Source organism: Campylobacter sp. CCUG 57310 (genome assembly GCF_013201975.1).
Lineage (GTDB): Bacteria > Campylobacterota > Campylobacteria > Campylobacterales > Campylobacteraceae > Campylobacter_A > Campylobacter_A canis.
The window spans coordinates 408,801-428,461 of the sequence record NZ_CP053845.1 but is presented as its reverse complement, the minus strand read 5'-3'; the positions used below and the strand labels follow the sequence as shown (position 1 = coordinate 428,461).

Annotated in this window: 22 protein-coding genes and 1 pseudogene; 4 read left to right on the top strand and 19 right to left on the bottom strand. The window is 39.1% G+C overall.

The features are described from left to right. Positions 1-27: 27 nt before the first annotated feature. The 10 genes from CORI_RS02150 to gap all read right to left on the bottom strand — a co-directional run bounded on the left by CORI_RS02150 (position 28) and on the right by gap (position 9,215). Positions 28-165 (bottom strand): FeoB-associated Cys-rich membrane protein, encoded by a 138-nt coding sequence (locus tag CORI_RS02150; protein ID WP_173030621.1) that lies wholly within the window; start codon positions 163-165, stop codon positions 28-30. A 52-nt stretch (positions 166-217) separates the two neighbouring features. Beyond that, complete coding sequence (locus tag CORI_RS02145) at positions 218-1,039, bottom strand: DUF4198 domain-containing protein (RefSeq protein WP_173030620.1); 822 nt, start codon at positions 1,037-1,039, stop codon at positions 218-220. Between the two features lie 25 nt (positions 1,040-1,064). Beyond that, positions 1,065-1,373 carry a hypothetical protein gene (locus CORI_RS02140; RefSeq protein ID WP_169939968.1) on the bottom strand — a complete coding sequence of 103 codons (309 nt, stop codon included), beginning with the start codon at positions 1,371-1,373 and terminating at the stop codon, positions 1,065-1,067. A 26-nt stretch (positions 1,374-1,399) separates the two neighbouring features. Beyond that, positions 1,400-3,898 carry a ferrous iron transport protein B gene (gene feoB, locus CORI_RS02135; protein WP_173030619.1) on the bottom strand — a complete coding sequence of 833 codons (2,499 nt, stop codon included), beginning with the start codon at positions 3,896-3,898 and terminating at the stop codon, positions 1,400-1,402. A gap of 7 nt (positions 3,899-3,905) precedes the next feature. Continuing rightward, entirely contained in the window at positions 3,906-4,145 is a 240-nt protein-coding gene (locus tag CORI_RS02130; RefSeq protein WP_169939964.1) for a FeoA family protein, read from the bottom strand. A 155-nt stretch (positions 4,146-4,300) separates the two neighbouring features. Next, on the bottom strand, positions 4,301-5,344 hold the full coding sequence (locus tag CORI_RS02125) for an NADH:flavin oxidoreductase/NADH oxidase (protein WP_254064945.1): 1,044 nt from the start codon (positions 5,342-5,344) through the stop codon (positions 4,301-4,303). Between the two features lie 17 nt (positions 5,345-5,361). After that, positions 5,362-6,186 carry an enoyl-ACP reductase FabI gene (fabI, locus tag CORI_RS02120; protein WP_173030618.1) on the bottom strand — a complete coding sequence of 275 codons (825 nt, stop codon included), beginning with the start codon at positions 6,184-6,186 and terminating at the stop codon, positions 5,362-5,364. Between the two features lie 139 nt (positions 6,187-6,325). Next, a complete protein-coding gene (locus CORI_RS02115; RefSeq protein ID WP_173030617.1) occupies positions 6,326-7,012 on the bottom strand; it encodes a triose-phosphate isomerase in 687 nt (228 codons plus the stop codon). Then, positions 7,009-8,214 (bottom strand): phosphoglycerate kinase, encoded by a 1,206-nt coding sequence (pgk, locus tag CORI_RS02110; protein WP_173030616.1) that lies wholly within the window; start codon positions 8,212-8,214, stop codon positions 7,009-7,011. The genes CORI_RS02115 and pgk overlap by 4 nt, the downstream gene beginning before the upstream one ends. A 2-nt stretch (positions 8,215-8,216) precedes the next feature. Next, positions 8,217-9,215 (bottom strand): type I glyceraldehyde-3-phosphate dehydrogenase, encoded by a 999-nt coding sequence (gene gap / locus CORI_RS02105; protein ID WP_169939949.1) that lies wholly within the window; start codon positions 9,213-9,215, stop codon positions 8,217-8,219. 155 nt (positions 9,216-9,370) lie between these two features. Between gap and nadD the strand changes: the two genes are divergently transcribed. The 4 genes from nadD (at position 9,371) to CORI_RS02085 (ending at position 11,152) form a co-directional block, all read left to right on the top strand. Further along, complete coding sequence (gene nadD / locus CORI_RS02100; protein ID WP_172200082.1) at positions 9,371-9,931, top strand: nicotinate (nicotinamide) nucleotide adenylyltransferase; 561 nt, start codon at positions 9,371-9,373, stop codon at positions 9,929-9,931. Then, positions 9,907-10,233 carry a ribosome silencing factor gene (gene rsfS / locus CORI_RS02095; RefSeq protein ID WP_173030615.1) on the top strand — a complete coding sequence of 109 codons (327 nt, stop codon included), beginning with the start codon at positions 9,907-9,909 and terminating at the stop codon, positions 10,231-10,233. Before nadD ends, rsfS begins: the two co-directional genes overlap by 25 nt. A gap of 89 nt (positions 10,234-10,322) precedes the next feature. Continuing rightward, positions 10,323-10,673, top strand: a complete 351-nt coding sequence (locus CORI_RS02090) for a hypothetical protein (RefSeq protein ID WP_173030614.1) — start codon at positions 10,323-10,325, stop codon at positions 10,671-10,673. An 11-nt stretch (positions 10,674-10,684) separates the two neighbouring features. Then, positions 10,685-11,152, top strand: coding sequence for a hypothetical protein (locus CORI_RS02085; RefSeq protein WP_169939934.1), 468 nt, complete (start codon positions 10,685-10,687; stop codon positions 11,150-11,152). Here CORI_RS02085 and CORI_RS02080 read toward each other — a convergent pair. The 9 genes and pseudogenes from CORI_RS02080 to CORI_RS02040 all read right to left on the bottom strand — a co-directional run bounded on the left by CORI_RS02080 (position 11,149) and on the right by CORI_RS02040 (position 19,661). Next, positions 11,149-12,009, bottom strand: a pseudogene (locus CORI_RS02080) (neutral zinc metallopeptidase). The gene CORI_RS02085 and the pseudogene CORI_RS02080 sit on opposite strands and share 4 nt — an antisense overlap. 79 nt (positions 12,010-12,088) lie before the next feature. Further along, positions 12,089-12,856 (bottom strand): tetratricopeptide repeat protein, encoded by a 768-nt coding sequence (locus tag CORI_RS02075; protein WP_173030613.1) that lies wholly within the window; start codon positions 12,854-12,856, stop codon positions 12,089-12,091. Positions 12,857-12,923: 67 nt separating this feature from the next. After that, entirely contained in the window at positions 12,924-13,925 is a 1,002-nt protein-coding gene (locus tag CORI_RS02070; RefSeq protein WP_173030612.1) for a YeiH family protein, read from the bottom strand. Positions 13,926-14,048: 123 nt separating this feature from the next. After that, positions 14,049-15,635, bottom strand: coding sequence for an arginine--tRNA ligase (gene argS / locus CORI_RS02065; RefSeq protein ID WP_173030611.1), 1,587 nt, complete (start codon positions 15,633-15,635; stop codon positions 14,049-14,051). Between the two features lie 8 nt (positions 15,636-15,643). Beyond that, on the bottom strand, positions 15,644-15,871 hold the full coding sequence (locus CORI_RS02060) for a twin-arginine translocase TatA/TatE family subunit (protein WP_173030610.1): 228 nt from the start codon (positions 15,869-15,871) through the stop codon (positions 15,644-15,646). 39 nt (positions 15,872-15,910) lie between these two features. Continuing rightward, the gene (gene gmk / locus CORI_RS02055; protein WP_173030609.1) at positions 15,911-16,522 is read right to left on the bottom strand and encodes a guanylate kinase; all 612 of its coding nucleotides are present in this window, start codon (positions 16,520-16,522) and stop codon (positions 15,911-15,913) included. Positions 16,523-16,524: 2 nt separating this feature from the next. After that, positions 16,525-17,847: a hypothetical protein gene (locus tag CORI_RS02050; RefSeq protein WP_173030608.1), complete on the bottom strand. Its 1,323-nt coding sequence runs from the start codon at positions 17,845-17,847 to the stop codon at positions 16,525-16,527. A gap of 55 nt (positions 17,848-17,902) precedes the next feature. Beyond that, complete coding sequence (fliR, locus tag CORI_RS02045) at positions 17,903-18,673, bottom strand: flagellar biosynthetic protein FliR (RefSeq protein ID WP_173030607.1); 771 nt, start codon at positions 18,671-18,673, stop codon at positions 17,903-17,905. Positions 18,674-19,013: 340 nt separating this feature from the next. Beyond that, positions 19,014-19,661: an ABC transporter ATP-binding protein gene (locus CORI_RS02040; protein ID WP_173030606.1), complete on the bottom strand. Its 648-nt coding sequence runs from the start codon at positions 19,659-19,661 to the stop codon at positions 19,014-19,016.

Sequence of the window (19,661 nt, the reverse complement as noted above, 5' to 3'; positions counted from 1 at the left end):
ATAAGAAGTAGCTAAAATTTGCTTTAGCTACCCGCGCTGTTGTTTTTTGTGACAATTTCCTTTGTTGCCGCATCCGCAGTCTTTTTGCTTAAACTCTTTTACATAGACAAAATAACCTGCCGCAAGTGCGATAACTATAAGAAAAGTTGCTTCTAATCCGCTCATTTTATATCCTTATAAATTTGAGCAAGAGATTTTACTCTCGCTCAAATTTTAATTATTTCATATCTTTTGCTTGAACCCAGATAACTGCGTCTTGGCTTAGCTCTTTGCCCTTATACTCTTTGTCAGGACCTACGCCAAGAGCTGCAAATCCCCACCAGCCTGCTTTTGGTATACCGAACGTAAATTCGCCTCTTTCGTTAGCTTTAATAGTAAGTGTTACAAAGCTATCTTGTGGGGCTTCGAATTTGCCTTTTGGATTTGTCATGTTTTTCTTCATGTCAATAGCGTGGTTCATATACTCAACTTCGATTTCCGCAAAAGGAACCGGCTTTCCTTCTGATTTAACGATACCCGTAAATGTGCTTCCCGCCCAAATTGAGTAAGGTTTAGTTAAAGGCACGATCTCGGCTTTTAGTCCTAGCTCGGCATCCCAATCAGTCGGAGCGCCGCCTACGTTTACGATCATCTTTGTAATTTGTTGAATATATGCTTCCTCGTTTGCTTCATAGTAAGGCGCTGGAGTTAGTGCAAACACGTGATCGCCAAGACCTCTTGCTTTATATTCAGAGTCATATCCCATGCCCGCGTTGTGGCTACCTTTAAATTTCATCTCTTTTAAGGTAGCTAGCATATCTGTCTTTTTCTCTTTGTGAACTACGAAAAAATCAACCACTTTTTCTCTGCTTTTATCCTCTTGAAGACCCATATCCATAGTGTGCTCATCAGCAAACGGGTGAGTGAAAACTAGTTTTAGAGGTATAGTGCCACCTTTATTTAGTGCAGATTCCGGAGTGTAAAGCATTTGAAAATGAGCAAATGCAGAAGTAGCTAAAGCGCCTGCTACCGCAGCTGAAACGATAACTTTTTTAAACATATCTATCCTTTTTGTGAAATTTAAATTATTGTGCTATATCTTTTGATTTTACAATTACTTCGTGCCCTTCTCCGGCAAAGAATTTAGCCTCGTATTCGCCCTCAGGCTTTTTAAACGTGAAGCTGCTATCTTTATCGAATTTGCCCTCTATGATGACTTTGCCGTTTTGAATAACGGTAAATTGTACGCCACTTGCGCTTGATCCGTCGCTAAAGCCGCCTTCGCAAGTAACGGTATCATCTCCGTTGTCAAAGCAACTCATAAGAGCGGTATGAGCAAAAGCAGATGAGCTCATAAGAGCAACTACAAATGATGAAAATAGTAATTTTTTCATTTCTTCTCCTTTGGTTATTAAATTTATCATTTTTTAATTCCTCCGCTCCAGTTTATGCGTTTTTCAGGAACAAACCAAAGCACCAAAACCGCCAAGAGCATTATAAAATAATATATACTCATAGCCGCAAGTCCGCTTAGTCCAAACGCTTGCGAAATACTAAAAAATAGCGATGAAACAACAAGTGCAAGCGCAAACGGGAAGAATATCCCAAAACACATCCAAAAGTAGCTGTTCGTCTGCATCTTAACAACGATCATCGTAGCGATACAAGGCGGAGTAAGCAACATAAAGATAATGATAGAAGCCGCGTGCAAAGGCGTATAGCCACTATTTTTAGCCATCTTCTCTTCAGGCCTTAACTCTTTATCGCTACTTAGCGGGACAATCACCTCAGGCTGAGCTACGGAGGCATCATCCTTGCCTGTCTCATAGATGCTTCCAAGAGTCGCTACGGCTGATTCTCTAGCGGCGAAAGAGCTTAAAAACGCTACGTTTATCTTCCAATCAAATCCTGCAAACTGCGATATAGGCTCAAGCGCGCGTCCCGCCATACCAAGGAGAGAATTTTCTATCTTATCGTTTTTTTGATCTCGTAAAATTTTATTTCTAGCCGTTGAAAGCTTTCTAAGAGCGGTATTTATAGATTTTGCGTCTTTATCATCCTTTGGAACTCGCAAGAATTTATAAAATTCGGCATTTTTAGCCTCATATTTCTCATCTACATCCTTGCTTCCACCCATCTTTTTAGCTCTATAGCCGTCATAAAAATTTAAAAGCGCAGCAACCTCATCTCTACTGTCGATAAGCTCATAATAAGCGGTTTTCTTAGCCACTTTATCAAATGTTGCTAAAATTTTCGCCTCTTCTTGAGCATAGTGTTCTTGTTTTTCTTTTGAAATTCCCGGAAACTGCAAAAGCGCAAAAAGCACGATAGCAACGGCTATAACGATAGTGCAAACCTTTTTGATATATATCCAAACTCTCTCTATCGATCTTAATATCACGCCCTTAAATGTAGGCAAATGATAAGGTGGCAGCTCCATAACAAAAGGTGCCGTTTCACGAGTTTTAAGTATGGTTGAAGTTAAAAATTTCGCTATCACAAGTGCTGCTAAAACGGTAACCGTAGAGATATAAAAGAGCATTATGCTCATCTGTGTCGGGAAAAACGCACCAAGTAAAAGCGTATAAAAAGGCACTTTAGCAAGACAGTTCATAAGCGGAACGGTTAAAATAGTAGCCATCCTTGCCCTATCGTCTGCGATTCCCTTTGTCGACATGACTCCCGGCACAGCACAACCGCCTACAAACGCACCCCCAAGTACAAGAGGTAGAGTGCTCTGCCCGTGAAGTCCAAATTTTCTAAAAAGTTTATCAAGTATAAACGCCATCCTAGGCATGTAGCCGACGTCTTCAAGTATGGCTATCATGGCAAAAAGTATGAAAAATATAGGCAAATAGTTAAGTAGCGCAACGGCTGAATTTACAAGCCAATTGGCAAGATCGGTGATCATAGGAATTTGTGCTATATTCGCTTCTGGCGTAATATCTGTAACGAAATTTTTAATCGCCGCAAAAACAGGCCATGTATAGTCCGTTAGCTTATAACCAAACACAATGCTACTTTCATAAATTATAAAAATAATTGCAAGCAAAATAGGGAAACTAAGCCATCTGTTTAAGACTACTCTATCGGCTTTATCGGTTAGAGTAACTTCGCCTTTTTTGGTCTCTTCTACGCATTTATGAAAGATGATATCGGCACTTTCATATCTAAACGAAGCCAAAAAGCTCTCGATATCTTTATCAAAAGTATCGTGAAATTTGGTTCGCCCACTATCGACAATATCGTTTACATTTGGGTTTTTGGGCTTGATCAAATCTATAATGGTTTGATCTTTTTCCAAAGCTTTTATGCAAAGCCATCTTTTGCTTATATTTTTATCAGTAAATTTAAGGCTGCTTTCAAGCTCGGATATATAAATTTCAAGCTCGTCGTAGTTGATTTTAAACTCTTCGTAGTTCTCTTTAAGCTTCCGGACATTTCTAAGAGCTTCAAAAATTTCCTCTTTGCCTTCGCCCTTTGAAGCGCTTGCGCATATTACCGGACATCTTAAAAGCTCGCTCATCTTCTTATGATCGATAATAATACCGCGTCTTTTAGCTACATCATGCATATTTAGCACAAGCACGACAGGCACGCCTATCTCTAAAAGCTGAAAAGTAAGATATAAATTTCTTTTTAAATTAGAAGAGTCTATTATGTTTAAAATCACATCGGGATTTTCATTGATGATAACCTCTTTAGCTACCTTCTCTTCAAGCGAATAAGAGCTAAAAGAGTAAGTTCCGGGAAGATCTATCATCTCTATATCAAGATCACCGACGCTAAAAAAGCCCGATTTTTTATCTACCGTTACGCCAGGATAGTTTGCGATATGCTGATGGATACCGCTTAGCATATTAAATATAGTCGATTTTCCGCAGTTTGGCTGCCCTGCTAAAGCTACTTTTATCTCCATGTTACACCTATGCGCTTTCTTTTAGGAGCTCTTCTACTTCAATAAGCTCCGCTTCGCTTTTTCTAAGTGATATTAAGTAATTATGAATTTTAAGCTCTACGGGATCATAAAGCGGCGCTTCTCTTATGACTTCTATAGTAGCGCCTATAACAAATCCCATATCTAAGAGCTTTTGTAAGAGCTTTCCCGTGGCATTTAATTTTGTTATTTTGCATTTTTTGCCTGAACTTATAAGACTAAGGTTCATCAAGTATCCTTAAATATAATAACCGATTTCGTTATTATATTGCATTTAGCCTTTAAGTAAATTAAAATGATAATTTCTATTATTAAAAATTTTAAAAAATATCTTAAGTATTAAATATATTTTATCCGCTTAAACTATCTAAGCGGATAAATTTATCAAAATGCTCTTTTATAAGGCTTTTCTACGAGGTCTGTTACACCTAGCTCGCTCATTGCAAGCTGCGAAAAATTCGGATTTCTAAGCAGCTCTCTTCCGTAAGCAACTCCGTCACATACATCGCCAAGAAGCAAGGCTTCGCCTTCACTAGCGGTAGTTATGAGTCCAACGGCTATAACAGGTATATTTACAGCTTTTTTAATGGCTTTTGCATAAGAGCACTGATATAACGGCACAAGGCGAGGCATAAAATCAACTTTTTCAAAAAATCCGCCTGAAGAAACATGTATAAACGCCACTCCTAAATTTTCAAGCTCGCGCGCCAAAGTAACGCTATCTTCTATACTCCAGTCGCCATTTACAAAGCTATGTGCGCTTATCCTAACTCCTACCGGGATACTCACAGCCGCTTTTACTTCGGTTAAAATTTCTCTTAAAAGCCTTGTGCGGTTTTCAAAGTTTCCACCGTAATCATCACTTCTTTTATTGATATTTGGCGACAGGAATTCGCTTATGAGATATCCGTGTGCAGCGTGAATTTCGATGATCTCATATCCCGCTTTTTGGGCTCTAGCGGCAGCTTCTATGAATTTAGTCTTAATCAAATTTACATCATCCAAACTCATCTCTTTTGGAGTTTTATATCTGTCGCTAAATTTAATCTCACTTGGAGCGATCGGCTCGCTATTACACTCGCTCTTTCTGCCTGCGTGAGCTAGCTGGATAGCCATTTTAGATCCGTATTTGACGCACTCTTTAACAAGTTTTGCGTGATCTTCTATCTGCTCATCGCTCCACAGACCAAGGTCATTATGCGTTATCCTTCCTCTTGGTTCAACGGCAGTCGCCTCAACGATGATAAGCCCTACTCCGCCAAGCGAACGCGCCGCATAGTGAAGCTTGTGAAAGCACCTTGGCATTCCGTTGTCATCTTTTGCCTTATACATGCACATAGGTGGCATAACTATGCGATTTTTTATCTCTACATCACCGATCTTAAACGGCGTAAAGAGAAGCGCCATATCTTTTTTAAGCTCTTGCATATCGCCTCCTTAAAAATTTAAGCCTTATGCGCATCCCAAGCTAAGATAGTATTTCCTTCTTCGTCTTTTGCGATATCGCTCATACCCATTATATTGTATCCGCAATCCACATAGTGAATCTCACCGGTAACGCCGCTTGCAAGGTCACTTAACAGATACATAGCACTCTTGCCGACATCTTCAGTTGAAACGTTGCGCTTTAACGGAGCGTTGCATTCGTTATATTTAAGTATCATCTTAAAGTCACCTATGCCGCTTGCCGCTAACGTTTTGATAGGTCCTGCACTGATAGCATTTACGCGGATATTTTTAGCCCCTAAATCATGCGCCAAGTATCTTACCGAGCTTTCAAGCGCGGCTTTTGCTACACCCATCACGTTGTAGTGAGGCACGAATTTAGGTCCGCCAAGATAGGTTAGAGTAAGCACTGAGCCACCTTCTTTAAGCACGGGCATAACCGCTCTTGTAAGACTTAAAAGCGAATAAACCGAAGTTCCCATAGCGATATCAAACGCCTCTTTACTCGTATTTATAAACTCGCCTTCAAGCGCCTCTCTTGGAGCAAAAGCCACGGCATGAACGATGAAGTCTATCTCGCCAAGATCGGCTCTTATCTTCTCGGCTAACCCATTTAAATGCTCCTCGTTATTTACGTCAAGCTCATAGACAAATTTGCTTCCAAGTTCTTCGGCAATTGGCTCAACGCGCTTTTTAAGAGCGTCATTTAGATATGTAAATGCAAGCTGCGCACCTTGAGCGTGACACGCTTCAGCGATTCCGTGAGCGATTGATTTAGCGTTTGCAACGCCTACTATAAGACCTTTTTTGCCCTTCATTATCATTATGTTCTCCTTAAAAATTTAAATTATAAAATTTAACATTATCCAACAAGTTATAATCATCACGAAATAAATTTGAATATTTTAAAGCTAAATTTAGCGCACTCAAAGTTGGTCTAAATTTCGGCAAATTCATTCAAATTTACTCGCGAGATAAAGCTTTTATTAAATTTAAAAAATTATGCGCATCCCAGCTTGCAGTACCTACCAAAACCCCTTTGCAGCTTTTGATTTGTGCGATCTGGGCGATATTTTTAGCATTCACGCTTCCACCGTAAAGCAAAGGTGCAGTCGTTAAAGTAGATAAGAAATCTAAAATTTCAGCTATCTGCTCGTTTGTAGCGCTCTTGCCCGTGCCTATGGCCCAGATCGGCTCGTAAGCTATAGTCAAATTCAAGTAGCCTAAATCGATATTTTCAAGCTGTTTTTTTAAAAATTCCTTTGTGCCGCCCGCCTCGTTTATCTCTAGGCTCTCGCCTATGCAATAAACTATATGCCAGCCGTTTTTTACCGCAAATTCAAATTTCGCTTTTAGCATCTCTTCGCACTCACCAAGCACCTCGCGCCTTTCAGAGTGCCCGATGAGAACGCAATTAATGCTAAATTCATCAAGCATCGCCTTGCCGATCTCGCCCGTAAATGCTCCGTTTTCACACGGATAGAAATTTTGCGCGCCAAGAGTAAATTTATGCTTTTCATCCTCAAAAGCGGTAAATGGTGCAAATACTACCACATCGTCGCTTGAGCTTAAATTTTCATCTAAAATTTGAGCATACTGCTTAAAGCTAGCCCTTGTGTGATTGCATTTTAAATTTGCTGCGAATTTCACGATTCACGCGCCTTTCTAAGAGGTTTTATGCCAGGAAGCTCTTTGCCTTCGATTAGCTCAAGGCTAGCTCCGCCACCCGTTGAGATAAAGGTCATCTCATCGGCATTGCCCGCACGCTCGACTACATCGGCGGTATCTCCGCCTCCTACAACCGTAGTGGCATGAGTCTCTACGATCGCGTGGCTCATCTTGATGCTTCCTTTGCTAAATTTATCCATCTCAAAAACACCCATAGGACCGTTCCACCAGATAGTTTGAGCATCGGCTAACACCTCTTTAAAAAGCCTCGTTGAGGCAGGTCCTATATCAAGCCCCATCCAGCCGCTTGGAATTTCTTGAGCAGGCACGTATTTGACGGCACTGTCTTGTGAAAATGTCTGAGCCGCCACCACATCAACAGGCAAGTAAATTTTAACTCCAAGCTCTTTTCCCTTTTTTAAAATTTCTTTTGCGTCCTCTATAAGATCTTCTTCAAGAAGCGAATTTCCGATATTTTCGCCAAGAGCTTTTAAGAAAGTAAAAGCCATTCCGCCGCCGATTATTAGCTTATCAACACGCGGAAGTAGATTATGAAGCGCTTGAAGCTTGCCGCTTACTTTTGAACCGCCCACAACGGCTACAAACGGACGTGAAGGATGTTTTATCAAATTTTGAGCGAAATTTATCTCTTTTTGAAGTAAAAATCCGGCAGCTTTGTGGTTATCGTCATAAAATTTAGTTATCGCTTCAACAGAAGCATGAGCTCTGTGGCATACACCAAATGCGTCATTTACGTAAAATTCACCAAATTTTGCAAGTTCTCCGGCAAGAGTCTGGTCGTTTTTAGTTTCGCCCTTTTCAAAGCGCAAATTTTCAATCATCAAAATTTCACCGCTTTTTAGATTCTCGGCCTTGCTTTTAGCGTCTTCACCGATCACATCGCTTGCAAATTTCACATCCCTATCAAGAAGGCGAGAAAGCCTTTTAGCTACATTTTTAAGCGAAAATTTCTCTTCAAAGCCGCTTTTCGGGCGACCAAGATGGCTTGCTAAAACGATAGAGCAGCCGTGATCAAGGCAGTATCTTATGGTAGGAATTGCGGAGCGAATTCTCCTATCGTCGGTTATGTTTAAAAATTCGTCCATAGGGACGTTAAAATCGCACCTTATAAAGACTTTTTTACCGTTAAGCTCAAGATCGTTTATCGATAATATATCGCTCATCTTTAAGCCTTTTTCATAGCATGAACAGCCATATCCACAAGGCGCTCGGAGTAGCCCCACTCGTTGTCATACCAAGCCATAACCTTTACCATGTCACCGCAAATAACTTGCGTAATATCGCTTGCAACGATAGAGCTATAGCTTGAAGTCATAAAGTCGCTTGATACTCTCTGATCGTCATCTACGAGTAAAATTCCCTTCATAGCGCCATTTGCGGCGTTTCTAAAGGCGTTATTTACATCTTCTACGCTTACTTCTTTATCCAAAACCACGGTTAAATCAACCATAGACACGTTAGCAACAGGCACCCTAACGCTTTGTCCGTGCATCTTGCCTTTAAGCTGAGGAAGCACTTTGCTTATGGCTTTTGCGGCTCCGGTTGTAGTAGGTCCGATATTTAAAGCCGCAGCGCGAGAGCGTCTAAAATCTTTTGCTTTTACATCAACCAAGCTTTGCCCGTGGGTGTAGGCGTGAATCGTAGTCATAAGACCCTTTTTGATGCCAAATACGTCATCAAGCACTTTTGCGACAGGTCCAAGGCAGTTTGTCGTGCAGCTTGCGTTTGAGATGACGGCTTCGCCTTTGTATTCGCTTTCATTTACGCCTATAACGTATGTAGGCGTATCATCCTTAGCGGGTGCACTCATGATAACTTTTTTAATGCCGTTTTTAAGATAAGGCTCGCATTTTTCGGTAGTTAGATAAGCTCCCGTACATTCAAGAACCACATCAGCCCCGCAACCGGCAAAATCAAGCTCATTTGCGTCTCTTGTTGAAAAAACTCTAATTTTTTTACCGTTTACTTCGATATAATCATCACTAAGCACTTTTACATCTTGCTTAAATTCCCCATGCACGGTGTCGTATTTAAGCAGATATCTTGTCATATCTCTTTTTGCCGTGTCGTTTATAGCGACTAGTTCCACATCATCGCGCTGTAAGATTATGCGAGCGGCACACCTTCCGATTCTTCCAAAACCGTTGATCGCAATTTTAACCATATGTGTTCCTTAGTATAAATTTGCCAAAATTTTACACATAAAGAACTTTAACCCTGCTTTATCACGGGAATTTTTGCTTAAGGCTCATCTTTCAACTCGTTTTTACCTCATTTTTGATAAGCTTTGCTTTTAAATTTAAGAGGTTAAGGCGCAAGATGAAGTTGGCATTTTTCGGCGGAAGCTTTGATCCGCCGCATTTGGGGCACGATACGATAGTAAAGAGTGCTTTAAAGAGTCTTGATATAGATAAACTTATCATTATGCCTACATACATAAGCCCTTTTAAGAGTGAATTTTCCGCTCCGCCCGAGCTTAGATTCAAGTGGATCAGTGAAATTTGGGGTGATTTAAAAGGCGTTGAGATAAGCAAATTCGAGATAGATCAAAACCGCCCCGTGCCTACGATAGAGAGTGTTTTGCATCTTTATGAAATTTATGATATCAAGAAATTTTATCTGCTAATAGGCGCTGATCACCTTGAAAATTTACACAAATGGCACGATATAGATAGACTTAAAGAGCTAGTGGAATTTGTTATCGCCCAGCGCGATAAAATTGAGATTCCAAAGATACTTCACAAGATGAATATGCACGTTGATATCTCCTCTTCGCAGATACGAGCAGATCTAGCGCAAGAGGGACTGCCTGAAAAAATCAAAGATGAAGTTATAAAATTTTACCAAGGATTAAAATGCAAGAAAGAATCGACAAAATAGTAAAAATTCTGGATGAGAAAAAGGCTGAAGCGATAGAAGTTTTTGATATGAGAGATCGTGATTATTTCGTTAAATTCGTAGTTATCGCAACGACGATGGGCGAAAGGCACGCTTATGCCTTAACGGACGATCTTAAAATAGGACTTAAGCCTTATGGCGAAGAATTTTTGGGCATTGAAAGCTCTCCTGATTGGGTTGTAATCGATCTTGGCGATATCTTAGTACACTTGCTAAGCCCTGAGCACCGAGCCAAATATAACATCGAAGAGTTTTTAGCAAAGCTAAAAGAGCAAAGAGAGTAGATAAATTTAGCTCTGTCAAGCTTGCACGGCTTTGAAATTTAGCTTTTGCCTGATCGCCGTGCAAGTAAAATAGATAAAAGAAGCGAATTTTGGAAAAGCTTGATTTTCTTTTTATCAAAACGCAAAGCATGATATCTTTTCTTGATATGCTTTACTTTGCAAGAGTTTTCTTGCTCGTTATCGCGATCATTATTTGTATTAAAATTTGGCTTAACAAAAATAGGAATTTAAAAGAATATCTGTTTTGTCTTGGAATTTTAATATTTTCTCACATTATAACGCCGCAAGCAAGCAAAGTCTTAGAGCTTGATGAGTGGGACAAGCTAAATTTCGTCTTTATTTTGCCTCCTAAATCAATTTTAACCCCAAATATCTTGTTTTTCTTCTTCATATCTTTATTTTTTTGGTATTATTTCAGAGATAATAAATTTAGGAGATAAAGTAAGATAAAATGGACACGATAGAGTTTAAGTTGGATAAATTTGACTTTACTTTAGGAGTTCAAAATGACGTTGTATCAATTCTAATCAACAAAAAACATCTTCTTGAAACAATAAAAAACTATGAAATTCCATTTGCCAACAGAGAAGGATATGAAAATTTAGCAGGTGGATACTCTTATCTTCATAAATACGACTTTCAAAGGCTATTTCTTAACGCAAATTTAGATGAGAAAGTAGTGTTGCTAGGCTGTCCGTGCGGCACGTATGAGTGCTGGTATCTGGAAGCTAAGCTTAAATTTGAAGAAGATAGCGTCATGCTTTGCGATTTTAAAAATAGACAAAGACGCGACTGGATCTATGATATAAGCTTTAAATTCGATAAAAAGCAGTTTGAAAGCGAGATTGCAAATATCAAAAATTTACTTATCCAAGAGCCTTGCGAAGAAAAGAAAAGCAAGTTCGCATTTGAAAACTAAATCTCAAACGAGCAAGAGCTTAACTTGCCGCCTTCAAAGCCTTTCTTAAACCACTGCATTCTTTGTTTTGAGCTTCCGTGCGTAAACGAGTCAGGCACCACGTGCCCTTGGTATTTTTTCTGAAGAGTATCATCGCCTATTGCGCTTGCGGCATTTAGCGCCTCTTCTATATCGCCGTCATCTAAAATTTGATACTTTTGCATATAATGAGCCCAAATTCCGGCATAACAATCTGCTTGAAGCTCAACTTTTACCTAAAGTGCGTTTTGCTTGCTTAGATCCTTGCTTTTTGCTTTTAGGCTGTGAATTTTGCCAAGAGTGCCCGTGATATTTTGGACGTGATGACCTATTTCATGAGCTATGACATAAGCCTGAGCAAAATCGCCGCCGGCCTTATGCTTGCTAGCAAGTTCGTCAAAAAAGCTAAGATCAAGATAGACCTTCTCATCGGCAGGACAATAAAACGGACCAACTTGTGAGCTTGCAAAACCGCATTTGCTAGAAACGGAATTTCTAAAAATAACAAGGCTTGGCTCTTTGTATCTTGCTCCATGCTCGCTAAAAATTTTACTCCACACGCTCTCGGTTTCGGCTAAAACGGCAGAGACAAATTCTACCTTTTGACTCTCATTTGGATCATTTAAGCTCTTGCTTACGGAAGCTCCGCTTGGCTCAAGCAAGGCTAGCGGGTTAAATCCCATGAAGTAAGCCACGACACCGATAGCAAGCACAACCCGTCCGATATTTGAACCGAGCAAAAACCTAACAAGCGGCAAAAGGGCCCCCATGGATACACCGCCACCGCTTGCCCTTCTATCTTCGATATTTGAACTTCGTCTTCTGCCTTGCCATCTCATTTATCACCTCAACTTCGTTAAATTTACAGATCTCATAGCGATAATATATAAAATTTCAAGTCAAAATCGCTACGACAAATTATTTTATTCGGCTATCTTTTAGTCTTTTAGCCTCATCGCAAGAATGCTTCTCGCCAAGCTCGCATGCTCTTTCATAAAGCCTTAGAGCCTCTTTAGGCTTGGCTACTATACCTTCGGCTCCTTTTTCGTAGATATACCCAAGCGCATAGCAAGCAAGCTGATCTTCGCCCTTGCAAGCCATATCGTAAAATTTCATCGCCTCAAGCAGATTAAACTGAGCACCGCTTCCTCGCTCATACATATAGCCGATGTTTGAGCAGCTATCTACATGTCCGTTTTGGCAAGCTAAATTTAGGTATTTAAAATAATTGGCCTCGTCTTTTTTATCTTTATACGCAAGAGCTAAGGCTTCGCATCCCACACCGTATCGTAGCTCGCAAGATCTCTTATAAAGCTCAAAAGCTCTGTTTTCGTCCTTCTTAACGCCAAGCCCGTAAGAGTACAAATACCCCAAATTCCAGCACCCGTCGCCTAAATTCATATCGCAAGCCTTGTGCATATAAAAGCTTGCTTTGGCGTGATCGGGTGTTGATTTTAAAGAATACACAACCCCCGCATACGAACAGCCCTGCGCATTATCAAGCGCGCAAGACTTCTTAAGAAGCGTTAAAATCCTCTCTTCGTTTATTTCATTCATCTCTAAATTTAAAGCAAGCTTCAAACAAGCTTTAGCATCGTTTTTATCGCATTTTCTCTCAAGTTTAGCATAATCTTGTGAAGCAAATAAGGCTAGACAAAGCATTAAAAATAGCGCTATTTTTCTCAAATTTCATCCTTGTTTTGAATTTAAGTATTTTACAAAACAGCTGCTAAATGACAGATAAACGACTATATCAAAGCCAAAATTTAACCATAAAAAATCCGCTTATAAAAAGCCACACAAATAACAAAAAGGCTAAAATAAACGGCTTTTTGCCCGCATTTAAAAGCACGTCTTTTCTGATAGTCGTTCCAAGCGCACCCATAGCGATACAGAGCAAAATAGTGTCGATGAAGTTTATAGTAGACAAAATTTGCTTTGGGAAAATAGGCAAAGAGCCTGCAAAAACGGCCGCCAAAAACCAAAGCGCAAAATAAGGCACGAAATTTTTTATACCGGAGCCCCTTTCTCCGCTTTGTCTAAAGCTAAAAATTCCAAGCATTAGTAAAAACGGAACGAGCATAAGCACTCTTAACATCTTCATGATCACAGCGCCTGCGCCTGCGTTTTCACCTATACCGGCCGCTGCTCCTATCACGTGAGCGACCTCGTGAAGCGTAGAACCCGTAAAAAGCCCCATAGTCGCTGCATCAAAGCCTAAAATTTCACTTCTAAATAAAATAGGATAGACAAACATCCCGATAGTTCCAAAAAGCACTACCGTACTAACCGCAACCGCCACGCGATCGCCATCTGCCTTGACTACGCTTTGAGTTGCAAGAACCGCCGCAGCTCCGCAAATAGAAGCACCAGAGCTTATAAGCGTAGCGCTTTTAGACTCTATGCCCATAGCGCGCCCAAGAAAAATACCTAAAAAAAATGTAGAAAAAACCACTATGAAAGCTATCAAAATACCCAAAAATCCAACCTCATAGATGTCTTGAAGCGTTAATCTAAATCCAAAAAGTATGATACCAAGTCTTAAAATTTGCTTTGTAGCTATGGTTAAAATTCCGCTATCTTTAAGTATCGTAACGGCCGATTTGAAGCTATTTCCGATAATCATACCAAGCAAAATAGCTATAATAAGCGGACTTAGCTGAAACGTCTTAACAAAATCCAAATTTGACGCAAAATAAGCCGCTATAGCTAACCCAAGCAGCAAAAAAACGGCTTTGATTTTCATTGTATTCATATTGCAACCTTAAAAAAGGAAGAATTTTAACAAAATATGCTGAATTTGAGATTTGATAATATTTTTAAGCAATTAAAGTAGTCCCGCAGTAAAACTATATAACTCTGCGGGGTAATTAGCTACTTACATACTGTCCTTAGCAGTTATCCCCATAAGCGCTAAAGCGGTTTTTACCGAGAGGGCTACGACTGCAAAGAGCTTTAGTAGCTCATCTTCATTTTGGCTTCCTACAACGCGATTTTCGTTATAAAATTTATGAAAATTTGCGGAAAGCGATTTTAGATAGTCGCAAATTTTCTGCATTGCACGAGCATTAAACGCATCTACAAGCACGTCATTTAAAGAAAGTGCTTCAAAAAGCAAATTCTTAGCATCCTCACTTAAGCTTTTAAACTCAATGTTATTTACATCATCTATACTTTTACCCGCTTTTGCAAAAATTTGATTCACGCGCGCATGAGCGTAGTTGATATAAAAAATCGGATTTGAGCTATCTTCTCGCTTTAGTTCATCCACATCAAATTCAAGATGCGTGTCGCTTTTCTTACTTAAAAACATAAACCTAAGCGCTTCATACCCTATCTCAGCAGTTACATCGCTCATAAGCACCACATTGCCCGAGCGCTTGCTCATCTTAAACTGCTCGCCGTTTTTAAGAAGCGAAACCATCTGAGTTAGCAGCACCTCAAGCCTGCTTTCATCATAGCCCAAAAAGTGTATCGCGGCTTTCATTCTAGCGATATATCCGTGATGATCTGCACCCCAGATGTTGATATACCTATCATATCCGCGCTCAAATTTGTCATTGTGATAGACTATGTCGCCCGCAAGGTAGGTTTCACGCCCATCTTCTCTAACTATCACGCGATCTTTTTCATCTCCCACCTCGCTTGATCTTATCCAGATTTTACCCTCATCCTCATAGATGCCGCCGCATTTTTTAAGCTTTTCAAGAGTAGCTTGAAGCTTGTTATAATAACTTCTCTCGCTAGCCCAATTATCTATAAAAATTTTTGCTTCAGCCAAATTTTGTTTGATGAGACCCAACACTATATCTTTGCCAAATTCTGCAAGCTCTAAATTTCTACTTTCATCATAAAAAATTTCTTTGCCGAATTTATCGTTTGCTTCGCGTGCGATATCTAAGATATAATCACCTCTATAATACTTTTCAGGATAATTTACTTCTTCTTTAAAAAGCTCTTCGCGAGCCCTAAGACTTATGGAAATTCCAAGCAGGTCTATTTGGTTGCCTGCGTCGTTTATATAGTACTCAGTCGTGATATCCTTGCCGATATAAGCTCCTACGCGAGCTAATGTATCGCCAAATACAGCACCTCTTACATGTCCGATATGAAGCGGTCCTGTTGGATTAGCGCTTACATACTCTATCAGTATCTTTTCTCTATCCGCTCCGCCTTTTGCGAAATTTTGAGGATCTGCAAGGCTATCGCTGGCAAGTCTATCTAAAAATTTGCTATTTAATTTAAAATTTATATATCCGTTTAGTGCGCTTGCTTCAAGAATTTCGCTACCGCTAAATTTAGAAACGATCTCTTCGGCTATGATTTTTGGAGATTTCTTAAGCTCTTTTGCAAGAGAAAAAGCAAGAGGCGTGGCATAATGCGCCAAACTCTTGTCTTTTGGCTTTTCTAATACAAAATCATCGCTTATGTATTTTTTTATCTCATCTATGACTAAATTTTTCACTCTTATCCTCAGGCGTTCTTAGTTGTCTCGTCAGCCTTAGTAGCGGTTATCGTATCTTCTTTTTTCTCTTCGACTTTTTCTATATTTTCAGCTTTTTTATCGTCGCTTTCCATTTCCGATTTAAAGCTTTTTATGCCCTTGCCAAGTCCCTTTGCAAGTTCAGGTATCTTCTTTGCACCAAATAGCAATACGACTATAAGAAGTATTATAAGTAGTTGTTGGACGCTTGGACCCATTTTCTCTCCTTTAAATTTTTCGTAATCTTATCATAAATTTTAGCAATCTATCCAATTATTAATGGTTTGGCGTAAATTTATATTCGCACTTTTTAGCTTCATTGATTTTAAAATCGCTCTTAAATTTTCATAACTTTTTTCCACATCATCATTAATAAGCAAATAGTCATACTCCAAGATGTGCTCCATCTCACCGGCTGCGTTCATAAGGCGATTTTCTATCATTTCGGCAGTATCGGTTCCCCTGCCTTCAAGCCTACGTCTAAGCTCTTTTTTATCCGTTGTCGTGATAAAAACGGAGGTGATCAAATTTGCAAATTTCTCTTTGGTTAAATGAAACCCCTGAACATCAACGTCAAACACGACTATTTTGCCCTCATTTAATGCCGCAAGAACAGGTTTTAGAGAAGTTCCGTAATAGTTTTTATGCACATTCGCCCATTCTAAAAAGCTTCCCTCTTCAATACCCTTCTTAAACTCATCTTCGCTTATATAGTAATAATTCACTCCATCCTTTTCACCATCTCTTATCTTTCTGGTGGTAGATGAAATAGAAAAATATAAATTGCTCTCTTCGGACAAAAGCCTGTTTAAAAGAGTGCTTTTACCGCTTCCGCTTGGACCGCTGATGATTAAAATTTGTCCTTTCAAATTCACTTTTCCTCAAACGTTATATTTATCTTTATATTCATGCCTTTTAGTGCGTCTTTTATAGAGCTTACACTTAGCGAAGTAGCGATATGCTCGGTGATTTTATGAGTTAGTTCGTTTTTTACATCCGTTTGGTTTATTTGCACCGCTTCTTCGTTGCTTTCTTCAAGAGCTCGTTTGATCTCGGTTTCGCTTATCTGATCGATATTTTCATAATCCGATCCGTCAGATTGATAAATTTTAAAATCTTCAATTTCCACTTTGCTAGAAGCCTCTTTATCTTTGGTCGCAACAAACTCTTCTTGCTCTTTTATCTCAAATTCCACTTCGTTTGTAGCATCAAATTTTTCATCATCTAATTCAGCGTCAAATTCATCAGGCAACTCAAGCTTTTGAGCGAAATTTTGCATATCCTCTTTTGCGGATTCGTCTAAAGATTCTTCATTGACACTAAACTGCTCAAACTCTTCTTGCAGCTCTTCTTCAAATTTAGCGTCTAAATTTTCTATCTCGTCTATATCATTTTTAATGCTTTCTATCACGTCAAGCTCTTCGTCATACGCACTCAAAGAAAGCTCGCTCATTAACTCGTCGAATTTTTCTTCTTTAGGCTCTGATTTATCCTCTTCATCTTGCTTTAAAGGCTCATCACTAAAGTCAAATTCTTTTAACAACTCCTCTTCGCGGGCTAGCATTTCAGCCTGCATAGCTTCATCTTCTGTTTGACTTAAGTTTTCATCCTCGGCAACTTCTTTAGGCATATCATCAATTGATTTTACAAGCTCGCTCAGCTGCTTAGTTAGTTCATCATCTTTTAAATTCGGTTCATCAAAACCATCTTCATGAAATTCAGAACCCAAATCCAAATCATCAAGAGCAAATTCTTTATCTTGCACCTCATCAATCTCAGGCAGATCATCAAGCATCTTATCGTCAAACTCATCTATAAATTCGCTCTCTTCAAGAGGCGCTACGAATTCCTGAGTATCTTTAAATTCTTCAATCTCACTTAGCTCTTCTTCTTTTGGACTTAATTTTTCCATCACAGATACGAATTCCGTCGGCAAAAAAGGCTTAAATAAGACTTTATCTGCACTGGCAAATTCAGGTGAGTTCTTTGAAGCAAGGTATAAAATTTTATCTGCAAGGTTTTTTAAATCAACATCCTCTATCTGAGTGTCGCTATCAATGATGAGCACGTCAAAAAGTCCGCTATCAAGCATGTCTAAACTTGCAACCTCGACATATTCGCAACCCATTTTGCTTAAACTAAGCGTAGCCAAGCGGGAAACTGCGGGATTGTTATTAACAAGCGCGACTTTCATGAAGACTCCTTTGAAAAAACCTTAAGAAGGTATTTTAAGATATTTTTGATTACTCTTAGCTTAGTTTAAAAAACAAAGAGGGCATGTCGTTTATCACTCTAAGCATAAGCTCGCTAAAAAGCTCCATCATACCCGTTAAAATAGCTATAAGCACGACAAACCCTATAACGATTTTGATAGGATAGCCTACGACTAGCAGGTTAAACTGCGGCATGGTTTTCATAAGCATCCCAAAGATAAGATCAGACAGCAAAGAAAGCGCAAGGATAGGAAACGACATGATAAAGCCAAACATAAAGAGATTTATCATGGATTTTGAAGTGTAGTGGACTATATTTGCGCTTGGGTAAAATTCGCCAAGCGGGATATGTGTGAGTGAATTTGCAAAAAATAACAACAAAAGATGATGTCCGTCAAATGCCAAGAACGTCATCAAGGCAAGAAAATTTATGATATTTGACATCACGGGCGAGTTTATACCCGTCTGAGGATCAAGCACGCTAGCCATAGAAAATCCCATAACCATAGAAATTTGCTCGCCGGCAAGCTGAAGTATGCCAAATACAATAGCTACAAGCAGTCCTGCACAAAGTCCAAGCATAAGTTCGCTTAAAATTTCAACTGCAAGATAGTAAATTTCGCCGTTTTTAACGCTTGCTACGGGGAATAAAAAAATCGTTAGAAAAAACGTTAAAGCGGTTTTTGCAGAAATTGGAATTTGAGAGTGTCCAAAAAACGGGAAAAACACTATAAGCCCGCTTAATCTGGCAAATAACAGCATAAAAGTTATCACTCTATCTGCGCCGAAAAATTGAACTATCTCCATACCGCTCTTTTAAAATTTTTATCTATTTTACAAAATTTTACTTTGTTTTGGCTTGAAATTTTAAATTTGCAACAAGAGATTTAAGCCCTATTTTGAGCCTAAAAACTGCTTTATAGTTTCTACTTTGTTAAAGTATTTTTATAATCTTAGGCTTGAGACCACTTAAAGTAAGACTACGAGTTATTTGTTTAAGCGCTAAAATAGACCGAAATTAAAGGCCTTTACGACATTTAATAAGAAATATGGGCTTACTCTTTGACTTTTGATTTTAAAAATTTATATGAAATTTGAGCGTTTATGGCTTATATATGCAAAAACAATATATAGATAAAAGAATATACTAAATGGAAATTTTTGCCAACTCTTTGTTGTCAAGCCTATATTGATTATCACACTTTGCGGCTAAGTCGTTATCATGCGTTACTAGCACAAGTGCGGCATCGTTTGCTTTGATATATTCAAAAAGCGTGTTCATTACGTCATTTGCAGTTTGTTTGTCTAAATTTCCGGTAGGTTCGTCGGCAAATATTATTTTTGGCTTTTTACATAGCACTCTAGCGATACTCACGCGCTGCTGCTGCCCTCCGCTCAATTCGCCTACTTTTTGATTTAAAACATCTTTGATTTTTAAATTTTCGAGGATATTTTCATCTATATTTTGACTCGATAAAATTCCTGCAAGTTCGATATTTTCCCTTGCGTTAAAGCCTTTAAACAGATAGTGCGCTTGAAAAATAATTCCGAAATCAAGTCTGCGAATCTGCAAAAGCTCGTTTGAATAGAGATCATAAAGCGACTTGCCTTTATAAATAACCTCGCCCGTTTTAGGCTTAAGCAGTGTTGAAAGTATATGAAGTATAGTTGATTTCCCGCATCCGCTTACGCCTAAAATAGCCGAGCTTTCGCGGGAATTTAAAGATATATTGACATTTTCAAAGAGCGTATAATCATACGCAAAGCTAAGATCTACGCCCTTTAAAATTTCCAT

Excerpts from the sequence above, each read along its gene's own strand:
- CORI_RS02150 (WP_173030621.1), bottom strand. The coding sequence starts at position 165 with ATGAGCGGATTAGAAGCAACTTTTCTTATAGTTATCGCACTTGCGGCA.
- CORI_RS02145 (WP_173030620.1), bottom strand. The coding sequence starts at position 1,039 with ATGTTTAAAAAAGTTATCGTTTCAGCTGCGGTAGCAGGCGCTTTAGCT.
- CORI_RS02140 (WP_169939968.1), bottom strand. The coding sequence starts at position 1,373 with ATGAAAAAATTACTATTTTCATCATTTGTAGTTGCTCTTATGAGCTCA.
- feoB (WP_173030619.1), bottom strand. The coding sequence starts at position 3,898 with ATGGAGATAAAAGTAGCTTTAGCAGGGCAGCCAAACTGCGGAAAATCG.
- CORI_RS02130 (WP_169939964.1), bottom strand. The coding sequence starts at position 4,145 with ATGAACCTTAGTCTTATAAGTTCAGGCAAAAAATGCAAAATAACAAAA.
- CORI_RS02125 (WP_254064945.1), bottom strand. The coding sequence starts at position 5,344 with ATGCAAGAGCTTAAAAAAGATATGGCGCTTCTCTTTACGCCGTTTAAG.
- fabI (WP_173030618.1), bottom strand. The coding sequence starts at position 6,186 with ATGATAATGAAGGGCAAAAAAGGTCTTATAGTAGGCGTTGCAAACGCT.
- pgk (WP_173030616.1), bottom strand. The coding sequence starts at position 8,214 with ATGAGCGATATATTATCGATAAACGATCTTGAGCTTAACGGTAAAAAA.
- gap (WP_169939949.1), bottom strand. The coding sequence starts at position 9,215 with ATGGTTAAAATTGCGATCAACGGTTTTGGAAGAATCGGAAGGTGTGCC.
- nadD (WP_172200082.1), top strand. The coding sequence starts at position 9,371 with ATGAAGTTGGCATTTTTCGGCGGAAGCTTTGATCCGCCGCATTTGGGG.
- rsfS (WP_173030615.1), top strand. The coding sequence starts at position 9,907 with ATGCAAGAAAGAATCGACAAAATAGTAAAAATTCTGGATGAGAAAAAG.
- CORI_RS02085 (WP_169939934.1), top strand. The coding sequence starts at position 10,685 with ATGGACACGATAGAGTTTAAGTTGGATAAATTTGACTTTACTTTAGGA.
- CORI_RS02070 (WP_173030612.1), bottom strand. The coding sequence starts at position 13,925 with ATGAATACAATGAAAATCAAAGCCGTTTTTTTGCTGCTTGGGTTAGCT.
- CORI_RS02060 (WP_173030610.1), bottom strand. The coding sequence starts at position 15,871 with ATGGGTCCAAGCGTCCAACAACTACTTATAATACTTCTTATAGTCGTA.
- CORI_RS02050 (WP_173030608.1), bottom strand. The coding sequence starts at position 17,847 with ATGAAAGTCGCGCTTGTTAATAACAATCCCGCAGTTTCCCGCTTGGCT.
- fliR (WP_173030607.1), bottom strand. The coding sequence starts at position 18,673 with ATGGAGATAGTTCAATTTTTCGGCGCAGATAGAGTGATAACTTTTATG.
- CORI_RS02040 (WP_173030606.1), bottom strand. The coding sequence starts at position 19,661 with ATGGAAATTTTAAAGGGCGTAGATCTTAGCTTTGCGTATGATTATACG.